The 13,453-nt window shown below is 75.2% G+C and carries 9 protein-coding genes; 4 read left to right on the forward strand and 5 right to left on the reverse strand.

Features of this window, described 5'->3' with window-relative positions; all coding sequences use genetic code 11:
- The first annotated feature begins 147 nt into the window (after positions 1-147).
- Entirely contained in the window at positions 148-1,725 is a 1,578-nt protein-coding gene (locus ACIP82_RS03290; protein ID WP_400650379.1) for a CehA/McbA family metallohydrolase, read from the forward strand.
- An 89-nt stretch (positions 1,726-1,814) separates the two neighbouring features.
- On the opposite strand, the gene ACIP82_RS03295 is transcribed toward ACIP82_RS03290, so the two are convergent.
- Entirely contained in the window at positions 1,815-3,074 is a 1,260-nt protein-coding gene (locus tag ACIP82_RS03295) for a serine hydrolase domain-containing protein (protein WP_400650382.1), read from the reverse strand.
- A 158-nt stretch (positions 3,075-3,232) separates the two neighbouring features.
- Between ACIP82_RS03295 and ACIP82_RS03300 the strand changes: the two genes are divergently transcribed.
- From ACIP82_RS03300 to ACIP82_RS03310, 3 genes are all read left to right on the forward strand, one after another.
- Entirely contained in the window at positions 3,233-4,384 is a 1,152-nt protein-coding gene (locus ACIP82_RS03300) for a sensor histidine kinase (protein ID WP_400650384.1), read from the forward strand.
- A complete protein-coding gene (locus tag ACIP82_RS03305) occupies positions 4,375-5,058 on the forward strand; it encodes a response regulator transcription factor (RefSeq protein WP_363611096.1) in 684 nt (227 codons plus the stop codon). The genes ACIP82_RS03300 and ACIP82_RS03305 overlap by 10 nt, the downstream gene beginning before the upstream one ends.
- A 331-nt stretch (positions 5,059-5,389) precedes the next feature.
- A complete protein-coding gene (locus tag ACIP82_RS03310) occupies positions 5,390-5,890 on the forward strand; it encodes a hypothetical protein (RefSeq protein WP_400650387.1) in 501 nt (166 codons plus the stop codon).
- Positions 5,891-5,948: 58 nt separating this feature from the next.
- Here ACIP82_RS03310 and ACIP82_RS03315 read toward each other — a convergent pair whose 3' ends face one another.
- The 4 genes from ACIP82_RS03315 to ACIP82_RS03330 all read right to left on the reverse strand — a co-directional run bounded on the left by ACIP82_RS03315 (position 5,949) and on the right by ACIP82_RS03330 (position 13,447).
- Entirely contained in the window at positions 5,949-7,553 is a 1,605-nt protein-coding gene (locus ACIP82_RS03315; RefSeq protein ID WP_400650391.1) for a glycosyl hydrolase family 18 protein, read from the reverse strand.
- Positions 7,554-7,969: 416 nt separating this feature from the next.
- Positions 7,970-8,548, reverse strand: coding sequence for a sigma-70 family RNA polymerase sigma factor (locus tag ACIP82_RS03320; RefSeq protein ID WP_363611102.1), 579 nt, complete (start codon positions 8,546-8,548; stop codon positions 7,970-7,972).
- 226 nt (positions 8,549-8,774) lie between these two features.
- A complete protein-coding gene (locus tag ACIP82_RS03325) occupies positions 8,775-9,977 on the reverse strand; it encodes a S8 family serine peptidase (RefSeq protein ID WP_400650394.1) in 1,203 nt (400 codons plus the stop codon).
- Between the two features lie 35 nt (positions 9,978-10,012).
- Positions 10,013-13,447 carry a right-handed parallel beta-helix repeat-containing protein gene (locus tag ACIP82_RS03330; protein WP_363611106.1) on the reverse strand — a complete coding sequence of 1,145 codons (3,435 nt, stop codon included), beginning with the start codon at positions 13,445-13,447 and terminating at the stop codon, positions 10,013-10,015.
- Positions 13,448-13,453 lie beyond the last annotated feature (6 nt).

Consider the following 13,453-nt stretch of genomic DNA (forward strand, 5'->3'; position numbering starts at 1 on the left):
ACCGGTCGGCCCCGGGGCTCCTTCACCGGCCCGACCGGCGCAGGCCGGGCATGGCTCACCCGGGGTTCACCGGGCCGGGTAGGAGGCGGGCGTACCGGCCGGGAGCCCGCCCGCCGCCGGTGTCCGCCCGAGCCCGGAGGCCCTCCGATGTCCGACCGCGACCACGACTCCAGCACCGGCCGGCCCGCCCTCGACCGCCGGCGCCTGCTCCGGAGCGGCCTGGCCACCGGCGCCGTCACCGCCCTCGGGACGGCCGCCGCCACCTCCGCCGAGGCGGCCGGCTCCCCCGCCCCCGACCGCGTCCTCACCCTCACCGGCCATCTGCCCACCGGCGCACCCGACTTCGTCCACCTCCCCTTCGACGTCCCCTCCGGCGTACGGGAGATCGCCGTCTCCTACGGCTACGACAAGCCCTCCGTCCCCGCCGGCACCCCCGGCAACTCCTGCGACATCGGCCTCTTCGACGAACGCGGCACCGACCTCGGCGGGAACGGCTTCCGCGGCTGGTCGGGCGGCTTCCGGACGGAGTTCACGATCGCCCGGGACCGGGCGACGCCCGGCTATCTGCCGGGGCCGATCCGCCCCGGCACCTGGCACGTCGTCCTCGGCCCGTACCAGGTGGCGCCGCAGGGGCTCGACTACCGCGTCCAGGTGACCCTCCGATTCGGCGCTCCCGGGCCGGAGTTCACCCCGTCCTACCCGCCGGAGCGGGCCCGGGGCCGGGGGCGTTCCTGGTACCGGGGCGACTGCCACCTCCACACCGTGCACTCCGACGGCCGCCGGCTGCCCGCCGAGGTGGCGGCGGAGGCACGGGCGGCCGGGCTGGACTTCATCGTCTCGACCGACCACAACACCACGTCCTCGCACGGGATCTGGGGGCCGCTGGCCGGTCCCGACCTGCTGATCGTGCTGGGCGAGGAGGTGACCACCCGCAACGGCCACTGGCTGGCGCTGGGCCTCCGGCCGGGCCGGTTCGTCGACTGGCGGTACCGCTCGCGCGACGAGGCGTTCCCCCGCTTCGCCCGCCAGGTCCGCCGCCAGGGCGGCCTGGTGGTGCCCGCCCACCCGTTCTGCCCGTATGTCGCCTGCCAGTGGAAGTTCGGCTATCAGGACGCCGACGCGGTGGAGGTCTGGAACGGCCCCTGGACGTACGACGACGAGTCGGCGGTGGACGGCTGGGACGCCCGGCTCGCCGTCGCGCTGCGGGAGGGGCGCTCCTGGCTGCCGGCCGTCGGCAACAGCGACGCGCACAGCGCCCCGCAGGTGATCGGCTCGCCGCACACCGTGGTCCGGGCCGACGACCTCACCCGGGACGCGGTTCTGGACGGGCTGCGGGCCGGGCGCAGCTGGCTGGCCGAATCGGCCGCCGTCCAGCTGGAGTTCACCGCCACCGGGCACGGCCGCCAGGCGGGGATCGGCGAGCGGCTGACCGTCCCGCCGGACGCGCCCGTGGACGTGCGGCTGGCGGTGTCGGGGGTGCCGGGCGGGACGGTCCGGCTGCTGACCGACGAGGGCCAGCTGCACCAGGAGTCGCTGCCCGCCGAGGGTTCGGGCACGGTGGTCTGGCGGACGACGGCCTCGCTCGCCGCGTACGTCCGGGCCGAGGTCAGGCACCCGAGGGCGGACGGGACACCCGGCAAGGGCAACGCGATGGGTCCGGACCTCCCCTGGGGTCCGATGGCGGCGCTCACCAACCCGATCGTGCTGGGGTCCGAAGAGCGGTAACGCGACGCCCCGGCACGGGCTTTGGGAGGTCCGTGCCGGGGCGGCGGTCGCCGTACAGGCCCTGGGGCGCGCGAAGGCCGGGGAGGCCGTTACGTGTCCTGCCCGTTGCCGGGGGTGTCGCACAGCGCGTGGTCGACGAGGTCACTGGCGGCCCGCTCCTGTCGGAGTGCGCTGTCGGGCGAGTCGTTCAGGGCGGTGGACATGGAGACGGTGACGGTGCGGCTGCCGTCGTCGGTGGCGCCGTTCAGGGTGATGTAGCCGCCGTCGCCTCCTTCGTGGCTCCAGTAGCCGCCGCCGCAGGACAGGGGCCGGCCGACCAGGCCGAGGCCGTAGCGTCCGTGTGGCCAGAACGCCTGGATCTCCTCGCTGACCGGGACGGTGTCCCGCATCTCGGCCAGCCGTGCCCGGGGCAGGAGTTCGCCGCCGAGCAGGGCCTGGAAGAAGCGGTTGACATCCGCGGTGGTGGAGACGTAGCCGCCGGGGTCGGGGAGGATCACCTCGGTGACGTCGACCCGTTCGCCGGAGGGGAAGACCTGGTAACCGTCGGCGTGTGGCCGGCGCAGTGTGGGGGTGCTGCCCGGCAGGTAGGTGTGGTCCATGCCGAGCGGTTTCAGGACCAGGTCCTCGACCTCCTGGTGCCAGGGGCGGTCCGTGACCTTCTCGATGATCATGTCGAGCAGGGCGTAGCCGGTGTTGGAGTACCTCCACCCGGTGCCGGGTGGGAAGTCCGGGCGGTGCCTCATCGCCAGCGCGACGATCTGTTGGGGTGTGTAGGTGTCGTACCGGCGCTCGTCGTACTCCTGCGGGGTGGTGAAGCCGGGGAGATCGTCGTCGTGGATGCCGCTGGTGTGCTGGAGGAGTTGGCGGATGGTGATCCGGCGTCCGTCGTTGCCGTTGCCGTCCACCAGGCCGGGCAGCCGGCGGTCCACCGTGTCGTCGAGCGCCAGCCTGCCCTCGTCGACCAGTCGCAGGACCACGGTGGCCACAAGTGCCTTGCCGGTGCTGGCCATCCGGAAGTAGCCGTCGCGGGGCACCGGGCGGTCCGTGCCCGCCTCGGCGACGCCGCTGGTGGCGACCAGATCCCGGCCGGGGCCGGTGGTCACCCGTGCCTGGACGCCGGTGACCCCCAGCGCCCGGATGGCGTCGGTGTCCCGGCGCAGATCGTCCTGCCCGTATCCGGGCGCGGTCGCTTCGGCGTCGACCGGCGGCCGGAGGGCAACGGCCGCGCCGGCCAGGAGGAGGGCGGCCGCCGCCGCGGCCAACCACCGTCTGCCGATGCGGGGGTGCTGCCGGTCGGGCAGGGACGGGTCCGGGTGGTGCGGCGCTGCGGTCGGGCTTGTGGATCTCATGCCGCCACGCTAGGCAGGCGTCGGGTCGCGGGTCGCTACCACGGACTCCCGCAGGAAAGGTACAGCCACCTGTAGTGCCGCAGGGCCGCCCGGTTGTCTAGGGTGCATCAGGTGGGGCCTCCCACAATCCTCCTGTGCGACAAGGGAAAGCGAAACAAGTGCTCGGCATACCCGGCGCGGCCCGCGCGTGGTGGCTCAGGACGCGGCGCGGCGGGCGTTACCTGCTGGGCACCCTGGTGGCCGCGACGGTGACGCTCGCGGCGGCGCCCCTGCTGTGCGTTCCGTCGCTGGCGCAGCCCTGGACGGAGCGGCATCGCCGGCGCGCCGGGGCGCTGCTGGGACAGTCGGTCGAGCCGCGTCCGCGCGCCGCCCGCCGCAACGGTGGGTGGCTCGTGACGCAGGTGGTCACCGGTCTTCCGGCGGGCGCCCTCGCCCTGCTCTGCCTGGGCGGCCTGTTGCTCACTCCCGTCGTCACGGTGCTGTGGTGGGCCTTTCCCACGGCGCCGTGGCTGCCCGTGCTCAGCGTTCCCATCACCGGCTGGGGCACCGCGTTCTCGGTCGGCCTGGTGAATCTCGTGTTCCTGGCGGCACTGGCCGCCGTCGCCCTCCCGCCGCTCGCCCGGGCGCACGCCCGGTGCTGCCTCGCGGTCCTGGCGCCATCGCCCGCGGAGCAACTGGTCGAGCGCGTCACCGAACTGACCCGGACGCGTGCCGACGTCCTGCAGGCGCACAGTGCGGAACTCCGCCGGATCGAACGGGACCTGCACGACGGCACCCAGGCCCGGCTCGTGGCCATCGCGATGCGGCTCGCCGTCGCCGGCGAAAGCCTCTCCGACGACCCCGCCGCGGCCGCCGTTCTGGTCCGGCAGGCCCACGCCGAGACCGAGGACGCGATGACCGAGCTGCGTTCCGTCATCCGCACCATCTATCCCCCGGTGCTGGCCGACCAGGGCCTCTCCGGCGCGCTCGGCACCCTGGCCACCAGGGCCGGGGTGCCGACCCGCATCGACATCGGCCCGCTCGGTGAGATCCCCGCAGCGGTCGAGGCGGTCGCCTACTTCGCCGTCACCGAGGCACTGGCGAACATCGCCCGACACAGCCGGGCCACCCATGCCTCGGTGCGCGTCACCCGCGACGGCGCGCTGCTCCGCGCGGAGATCGCCGACGACGGGACCGGCGGAGCGGACGCCGCCCGGGGGTCCGGCCTGGACGGAATGCGCCGCCGCGCCGCCGCTCTGGACGGCACCATGAAGATCAGCAGCCCACCGGGTGGGCCGACCGTCATCACCGTGGGGCTGCCGTGCGCGTAGTGATCGCCGAGGACAACGTCCTGCTGTCATCCGGGCTCGAACTCCTGCTCAACTCCCGGGGTTTCGAGGTCGTCGCGATCGCGGCCGACGCCCCCGGTTTCCTCGCCGCCGTCGAGACCCACCGACCGGACGTCACCATCGTGGACGTGCGGCTGCCCCCGGGCTTCCGCGACGAGGGCATCCGGGCCGCGGTCCAGGCCCGCCGCGACCGTCCCGGACTTCCCGTCCTGGTCCTGTCGCAGTACGTGGAGCAGGAATATGCGGGCCGCCTGCTCGCCGACGCCCGGGGCGGCATCGGATATCTGCTCAAGGACCGGGTGAGCCGCGTCGCGGAATTCACCGACGCACTGCGCCGTGTGGCCGGCGGCGGCACCGCCATGGACCCCGAGGTCATCGCCCAGCTCCTCGCCGCACGCAGCGATCCCGTCGATGCCCTGACCGCACGCGAGCGCGAGGTCCTCGCGCTGATGGCCGAGGGTCACGACAACGCGGCCATCGCCCGACGGCTCGTCATCACCGACAACGGCGTCCACAAACACATCGGCAACGTCTTCCTCAAACTCGGCCTGTCGGCCGGCGACAGCGGTCACCGCCGCGTCCGCGCCGTCCTGGCCCACCTCCGCCGCCATGGCGGTACCGCGCCCGGCCCCACGGCATCACACCCGCCGGCATGAACAGCGCCGTGCCCCAGGCGCATCGTCCCTTCTCGAACAGCTCGACCTGGCTGCCGTCCGGGCCTGTCGAGCGATCTGCCCTGATCGCCCGGGTCCGGGTCGGGGCCGGGTGGGACGGTCCGGCGGCGCTCACCGACCCGATCACGCCGGGGTCCGAGGAGCGGTTGGAGAGGACTCGGAGTACCGCCGTGGACTAGGTTGATCCCGAAAGCATTCAATCGTAGGAACGAGGCGGCCGACGGTCCGCACCGGGTCCGACCGACCCGCGCGTTCCGGCCGCCCGGCCTCCGCGCACCCGTTCCGACCCCGGCCCGCGAAGGGATCAGCAGCTGTGAACCGTACGACCGTAGGTGGGCCGGAGATCGGCGGCGGCCGGGGCGCCGGCGGCGTCGTCGTCCTCTCCGACCCGGCCGGGGCCGAGGCCGGGAACAGCGCGGTCGCACCCCTGCTGGCGGACGCGCTGCACCCGAGCGTGCATCTGCGCGCCGACGACTTCCGGCGGGCGGTCCGTCAGGGCTTCGTCCCACCGCACCTGCCGGAGGCCCGGCGCCAGAACGAGACCGTGCTGGCCGCCACCGCCCAGGCCGCCTTCGCGTACGCCACGGCCGGCTACCAGGTGGTGGTCGAGTGCGCGGTCGAGCCGGCCGCCCTCGGCGCCTTCCGCCGGGAGAGCCGTGCCACCGGCGCGGCGCTGCACTACGTCGCGCTCCGCCCAACCGGCACCGGACCGCTGGACCGGCACGCCGTGGACACCACCGCGATGGACGAGGAGACGGCCGCCAAGTCCGTCCTCGACGGGCTGCCCGGGGGCGCGTACCTCCTCGGCTGGTGAGCCCGGCAGGCGGCCCCGGTCCCTGCTCGGCACCGGGGCCGCCTGCCGTGACCAGCGGTCAGCCGGCCGCCGACTCTTCCGGGTCGCGCCGGCGGGTGCCGATCAGACCGAAGGTGCCGCCGAGCAGCAGCAGGGCGCCCGAGACGGTGAGCAGGGTGTTGGTGGCGTCGTTGGCCCCGGTGGAGGCGAGCGAGCCGCCGGTCGGCGCCGGGCCGGGGGCGACGACCTCGGTGGGCGACGGCCCGCCGGTGGGCTGCTCGTCCGGCGCGGCGCCGCCGGACGCGGTGGCGGTCCCGGACGTCGGGGCGCCCGGCGCCGTGGAGCTCCGGCCGGGGGTCGGCACGGCCGTGCCGGACGCCGTGGGCGAGGCCGTACCGGAGGCCGTGCCGGACGCGGAGCCCGACGGGTGCCCGGTCGGGCTCGCGCAGTCCGTCCGGCCGGACGTACCGGTGGGCGACGGGACGCGGCTGGACGCCGAGGGGGACGGGCTCCCGGTCTCCCGCACGGGGTCGGGCTCCAGCGTGCCCCGGCCGCCGGTCTCGTCGGCCGGGCGGGCGGTGCTCACCGTCGGGATCGGGATCTTGGAGCGGTTCGTGCCGGTGGGCACGGGGCTGGTGGCGGACGGGCTGGGGCAGGAGGTGCCGCCGTCCCCCGGCCGGGAGTCGGTGTGGTAGCCGGCCACGATCCGGGTGAAGTCGTACACGGCCTGCTGGACGCCGCTGCACGTCGCCGGGTCGTACGCGCCCCCCGCGCAGGGGCGGTCGCGGTTGACCGCCCAGTAGCCGAAGCGGGCGAGGTGGTGGGTGGCGGCGAAGTCCCGGATGGTGCGGAAGTCGGCGGGGCTCAACTGCTCCCCCTTCTGGTCGGTGCGGCCGTTCATCGACGAGAGGCCGGTGTGCCGCCAGGCCTTGTCGGCGTCCCAGCCGTAGGCGGCGGCGACGGCCTGCTGGAGGCCGGTGACGGCGGTGGTGGTGGCCGCCGCCATGGTGCCGTCGTGACCGGTGAAGTCGAACGGCATGGCCGTCCAGCCGTCCACCTCCAGGCCCGCCTTGGCGGCCAGCGCGATCAGGTCGGCGCCGTCCTTGTCGGGGCCGGTCGGGTCGACCGCGAAGGAGAGGAAGACCCGCAGGCCGGTGTTCTTGGCCTTGAGCGTCTTCAGCGCGTCGACGACCCGCTTGCGGACCTCGGGGGTGCTGAGCTCGGTGGACTCGATGTCGATGTCCACGGCCTTCAGACCGTAGGCGTCGACCACCTTCTGGTAGGCGGCGGCGAGTTCGGCGGCGGTGGTGCACCGCTCGCCGAGCTTGGCACCGTCCCAGCCGCCGAAGGAGGCCAGGACGTCCCCGCCCGCGGCCCGGATCTGCTTGATCTTCGCCTCGTCGGTGCCGCCGGTGAGCGCGCGGGAGCCGTCCCACTTCGGGTCGCACGCTCCGCCGGAGAGCACGTAGGAGAGGGCGAACTGCCGCAGACCGGTGGCCTTCATGACGGCGACCGGGTCCGGGGCGTCGCCCCAGCCGAGGTAGACGGAGGCGGCGTTGAGGCCGAGCGGGTCGGCGGTCGCGGCGGGGGCGTCGTTCTGCGCGAGGATGAGCACGCCGCCGGCGGCGATCGCCGTGGCGGCCACCGTGATCCGTCGGCGGCGGCTGAGCCGGTGTTTGGGCATCGGGACTCTCCTGGGCTGATGGCGGGAACGGACGGGCCGACCCGGTGTGGGGCGCACGACACGCGGAGCGCCCCGGCGGCGCCCCACAAGGGCACCGCCGGGGCGCCGGGGGGCCCGGATCCCGCCGGGGCGCGGAAGCCGGGAGTTCCTGGGCCAAGGGCCTGGTCCGAGCGGCGGCCTTCAGCTGTAGCTACGGACGGACGGGCCTGCCCGGTTCACCGGACCGCGAGAGACAGTCCGTCAGCCGCCTTGCCCGGAGCGCGAGTTGTCGGCTCCGGGCGGGGGAACCGGCGCCCGCACGGGGGTGACGGGCGCCGGCGGCGGTACCGCCACCCCGTTCTACGGCCGGGGACCGCCGCGCGGTTCAGACCGGTGGACGCGAGTGGCACGGGGCGGTCCGGAGAGTTCTCGCCGGGTCAGCCGGCGGACGCCATGCCGCGGGCTTCGAGGATCGGTCGCAGCGCGCGGACGGCGTAGAAGCTGCGGGACTTGACGGTGCCGACGGGCACGCCGAGGACGGCGGCGGCCTCGGCCATCGAGCGGCCGTTCATGTGGAGTTCGACGAGGACGTCGCGGTGGTGGGGCTGGAGTTCGGCGAGCGCGACCGCGATGTCCCGGGCGGCGAGCACCTCGTCGTACGGGTCGTGGGTGCCGGCGTGCTCCTCGGGGGCGTCGTCGGCGACCTCCTGGGCGCGGGCGGCCTGCATCCGGAAGTGGTCGATGGCGATCCGGCGGGCCACGGTGAACAGCCAGGGGCGGCTGTGCTCGGCCCCCCGGTGGATGGCGGCCGGGTTCTGCCAGGCGCGCAGCAGGGTCTCCTGGACGATGTCCTCGGCCTTGCCCCGGTCCCCGCTGGTGACGCGGAGCATCGCCCGCAGCAGGTAGCCCCCGTGCAGGCGGTACAGCTCCGCCAAGGTGTGGTGGTCCAGGGTGGCGCGCTCCGGCCGGTCGGGCCTGGCGGTGTCCTTGGCGTGAGCGGTAGCGTCGATGGCCACGGCTGTTGAGCCCCTCGCAGCAGTTCGTCGGTACGGCGGGCGGGTGGTTCGCATGGGCCCACCCCCTTGCCCGGTAGACGTTTCCAGCCACCGCCAACACCGGACCAACGCTTCGCCAACGAAGATCAGGGCGCGGCGTTGGCGGGCCGGGGGCGCGGCGTTGGACCGGACGAAGGACCGGCGGCGGTCCGGTCCCCCCAGCGGGTTCCACACCCGCCCGCCGGGGTCACCCCGGGCACCGGCCGCGCCGGCGGCCCAGCCCCACGGCCACCGCGCCCAGGCCGACCAGCACCGCCGCCCCCAGGGCGGCCGCGGCGAGCGCCGAGGCCCGTTCGACGGAGGTCGGGTCCGCGGGCGGGGGCACCGTGACCGGATCGGCCGAAACCGGCGATTGGCCCCCACCGCCGCCGGGCAGGGCGGTGACGGCGGCCACCACGTCCAGGGTGCCCCAGCCGAGGGCCGGGTCCGGCAGGGCCGAACCGGGCTGGTAAGCCGTGGACTCCAGCCGTTGGACGAGCTGGTCGACCGTCAGGTCCGGGGTGCGGGAGAGCAGCAGCGCCGCCGCGCCGGCGACGAGGGCGGCGGCATAGCTGGGCCCGGAGCCGGTGGCGTAGCCGCCGCCCAGCCCGAAGCCGCCGACGGCGCCGCCGGGCGCGGCCAGGTCCACCCGCCCGCCACGGGTGGCGGTCACCCCCGGGCCGGTGGCCGCCCCGGAGGCCACGGCGCCGTCCGCGCCGACGCCGGTCACCGCGAGCACGCCGGGGTAGCCGGCCGGGTACACCGCGCCGTTGGTGCTCTGGCCGTCGGGCCCGGCGGGGGCGACCAGCAGCAGGCCCTTGGTGGCCGCGTAGGCGACGGCCTCGGCCAGTGCCGGGTTCGGGGCCGCCACGGGCACCCCGACCACGGCCACCCGGGCGCCGCCGTCGGCCGCCGCCCGGATGCCCTGGGCGAGCAGTTCGGGGGTGGTGCTCCCGGCGTCGTCGGTGACGGCCACGGCCAGCACCCTCGCCTCGGGGGCCAGGCCGGACGGGCCACCGTCGGGCGTACGCCGACCGGCGATCAGTCCGGCCAGGAAGGTGCCGTGGCCCACGCAGTCGCGGCCCGCGTCGCCCTGGCCGTGCAGCCGGGGCCCGAGCCGGAGCCGGTCGGCCAGCATGCCGGAGCCGTTGTCCACGCCGGAGGCGATCACGGCGACGGTCACCCCGGCGCCCCGGCCGAACGGCCAGACGGCCTCGGGCCGCAGGTAGACCTGGGCCCAGGGAGTCCCCTGGGCGGCCCGGGCGGAGGGCTTGCGGCAGCCGCTCTGCCGGAAGTCGGGGAGGGTCTGGGTGACCGCCGCCTGATCGCCCGGGGCCGGGGTCTCGGCCCGGGCGGGCGCCGGCGGGCCGAGCAGGGCCACCGCCGCCGACAGCGCCAGGGCCGAGGACACCGCCGTCGCCGGACCGCCTGCGCGGGCCGGGCGGGTCATCCGCCGCTGCCGGGCCACTGCGGGCCGCTGTCCGGGCGCTCCGCGCCGCCGGGCCCGCCGGTGACGCCGAGCCGGTCCACCGCGATGTCCTGCGGCAGGAGCAGGCTGAGCTCGGAGACGTCGGCGAAGTCGAGCCGGCCGAGCCGGCCGGCCTGGCGGGTGATCATGCCCTCCAGCGTCTGCCGGGCGAAGCGCCCGTTGCCGAAGGTGCGGTCCCGCGGGACGGCCGCGAACAGTTGCTCCAGCGCCGCCAGGGTCTCGGGCGCGCAGGTGTAGCCGGCCGAGTCGGCGTGCCGGCCGACGATGGTGACGAGTTCGGCGTCGCTGTAGTGGCCGAAGTCGACCTGCCGGGAGAAGCGGGAGGCCAGGCCCGGGTTGGAGGCGAGGAAGTGGCGCATCTCGTCGTCGTAGCCCGCGACGATCACCACCACCTCGTCGCGGTGGTCCTCCATCAGCTTCATCAGGGTGTCCACCGCCTCCTGGCCGAAGTCGCCACCACCGCCGTGCCGGGGCGTCAGGGTGTACGCCTCGTCGATGAACAGCACACCGCCGCGCGCCCGGTCGAAGGCCTCCTTGGTGAGCTGGGCGGTGTGGCCGACGTAGCGGCCGACCAGGTCGGAGCGGGCGGTCTCGATCAGCTGGCCGCCCGGCAGCACGCCCAGTTCGGCGAGCAGTTGCCCGTACAGCCGGGCGACGGTGGTCTTACCGGTGCCGGGCGGCCCGGCGAAGACCAGGTGGTGGCTGATGGTGGCGGTGGGCAGCCCGGCCTCCTCGCGGCGGCGGACCTGGCGGATCAGGTTGACCAGGTCCTCGACCTGCTCCTTGGCGGCGGGCAGGCCGACCATGGCGCGCAGTTCGGCGAGCAGTTCGGTGCCGTCCCGCTTGGCCTCGGGCGGGGCGGTGTCCTCGGCGGCGACGTCCTCGGGCAGCAGCAGCGCCAGGTCCTCGTCGGAGATCTCGGGCTGGGTCGCGAGCCTGGTCGCCTGGCGGTCGACCATCTCCTCGAACACCTTGCGGGCCGCCCGGCCGTTGCCGAAGTCCTCTCCCCTGGGCATCCGTTCGAAGAGCGTGGTGAGGGAGTCGTGGGCGCCGTCCGCCAGTTCGTAGCCGTGCCCGACGGCGGCCCGCTCGACGATGGTGACCAGCTCGTCCACCTCGTAGTTGGCGAACTCCACGGTGCGGCTGAAGCGGGAGGCCAGGCCCGGGTTGGAGGCCAGGAAGTCGGTCATCTCGCCGGAGTAGCCGGCCACGATCACCACGATGTCGTCGCGGTGGTCCTCCATCAGCTTGACCAGGGTGTCGATCGCCTCCCGGCCGAAGTCCGGGCCGCTGCCGCCCGAACCCGCCGAGAGGGTGTAGGCCTCGTCGAGGAAGAGCACCCCGCCGAGCGCCTCCTTGAACACCTCGGTGGTCTTGATCGCGGTGCCGCCGATGATCGAGGCGACCAGGTCGGCGCGGGCCACCTCGGTGAGGTGGCCGCTGCGCAGCACGCCCAGCTCGGCGAGGATGCTCCCGTAGAGGCGGGCGACGGTGGTCTTGCCGGTGCCGGGCGGCCCGGCGAAGACCAGGTGGCGGCTCATCGGCAGCGCGGGCATGCCGGCCAGTTCCCGGCGCCGGGCGAGCTTGTTGAGGTTGACCAGGGTGGCGACCTGCTCCTTGACGCCGGCCAGACCGACCAGCGACTCCAGCACCTCCAGCGGGCCGGCCGCGGCGGCCGACTGCGCGGGCGCGCTCTCGGCGGCGGGCTCCCCGGCGGGTCCGTGGCCGGGGCCGGGGGCGGCTCCGGCCGGCTGCGCCGCCCGGTGGGCGGGCGCCGAGCCGGCGGTGGCGGTGCCGTGCGCGTCCGGCAGGCCGTTCTCCTCGCTGACCAGCTCCTCCAGGGCGAGCCGCTCGCTCGGCTCGCTCTGGCGCAGGCCGGAGCCCCGGTTGCGGGAGAGCGTGCAGCCGGTCAGCCGGACCGCCTCGGTGGAGTCGGTCCGCACGCCGTCGCCGATGTTCTCCGCCGCCGTGAGCTGGGCCAGCACGGCCCGCGCCCCGGCCCCGATCCGGACGCCGTGGCGGCGGTTGCCGGTCACCCGGACCCTGGTGCAGGTCAGTTCGGCGCCGTCCTCGGCCGTGATGCCGTCCTCGGCCGATCCGGACACCTCGCAGTCGCGCAGCGTCGCCGTGCCGACCCGGCCGAGCAGCACACCGGACCCACCGGCGCCGCGCACCACGGTGGCGCCGACCCGGGTGTCCGCACCCTCGGCGAACCGGAGCCCGGCCCGGCCCGCGTCCAGCACCTCGCAGTTCTCCAACTGCCCGCGTCCGTCCCGGAGCACGGTCATGCCGTCGCCCTTCGCGCGGTGGACGGCGACCCGGCGCAGGCGCGGGTTGGCGCCGTCGGTGATCAGCACGCCGGTGCCGGCGACGTCCCGCACCTCCAGCCGGTCGAAGTCGGCGGAGCTGTCGCCGGTCAGTTCCACCCCGTCGGTGCCACAGTCCCGGACGACGGTGCGGGCCAGCGTCGGGCCGGACGACTCGCCCACCCAGATGCCGGTGCCCTGCGCGCCGTCCACCTCGCAGTCCTCGAAGGTGCCACGCGAGCGGGCCGTGACGTGGATGCCGTGGCCCGCCGTGCGGGAGGCGCGGCAGCGGCGCAGCAGCGGGTCGGTGCCGGCGGCGAGCGCGATGCCGTGGCCGGAGGTGGCGGTGACGGTGCAGTCCTCCAGGACGACCTGGGCGGAGGAGCTGATGTAGATGCCGATCGTGGTGTCGCGGACGGCGGTGCGCACCAACCGCGTGGTGCTGCGCTCCTCCAGGGCGATGCCGGGCTTGTCGGTGACCGAGATCTCGCAGCCCTCGAAGGTGCCCCGGGCGTCGCCGTTGGCGCAGATGCCGTTGCCGCGCGCATCGCGCAGCACGCAGTTGCGCAGCAGCGGGTTGGCGCGCTCGCCGATCACCACCGCGGAGCTGCCGAGGTGTTCGATCACGCAGTCCTCGATGATGCTGGTGCCGCTGGAGGTCTCGACGATGCCGGCGCCCGCCGGGTTGGTGACGCGGCATCCGCGCATCGCCAGGGTGCCGTCCCCGCGGGTGAGCAGGGCCGTCCAGGAGCTGCCGACCACTTCGCAGTCCTGGACGGCGGCCTGCCCGCGCGGCACGTCGATGGCGGGCATCTCCTCGTCCTGCCCTTGCAGGATCAGGCCGGTCAGCTGCACCGCCTCGGCGGTGACCTGGACCACGCAGCCGCGCCGGGCGGTGATCCGGACGCTGCCCCGGGCCTCCGCGGCGGTGATGGTGACCAGCTTGCTGATCACCAGGTTCTCCTCGTACCGGCCGGGGCGTACCGAGATCACCGCCCCGCTGCGGGCCGCCGTCAGGGCGTCGCCGATCGTGCGGTACGGGCCGTCCCGCTGCTCCGGGCACACCGTCAGCACGTGGCGCGACATGGCGTG

It is taken from the genome of Kitasatospora sp. NPDC088548 (genome assembly GCF_044753005.1).
In the GTDB taxonomy this organism is placed as follows: domain Bacteria; phylum Actinomycetota; class Actinomycetes; order Streptomycetales; family Streptomycetaceae; genus Kitasatospora.

Coding starts and splice junctions, on each gene's coding strand:
- ACIP82_RS03295 (WP_400650382.1), bottom strand. CDS start 3,074: ATGAGATCCACAAGCCCGACCGCAGCGCCGCACCACCCGGACCCGTCC.
- ACIP82_RS03315 (WP_400650391.1), bottom strand. CDS start 7,553: ATGCCCAAACACCGGCTCAGCCGCCGCCGACGGATCACGGTGGCCGCC.
- ACIP82_RS03330 (WP_363611106.1), bottom strand. CDS start 13,447: ATGTCGCGCCACGTGCTGACGGTGTGCCCGGAGCAGCGGGACGGCCCG.
- ACIP82_RS03290 (WP_400650379.1), top strand. CDS start 148: ATGTCCGACCGCGACCACGACTCCAGCACCGGCCGGCCCGCCCTCGAC.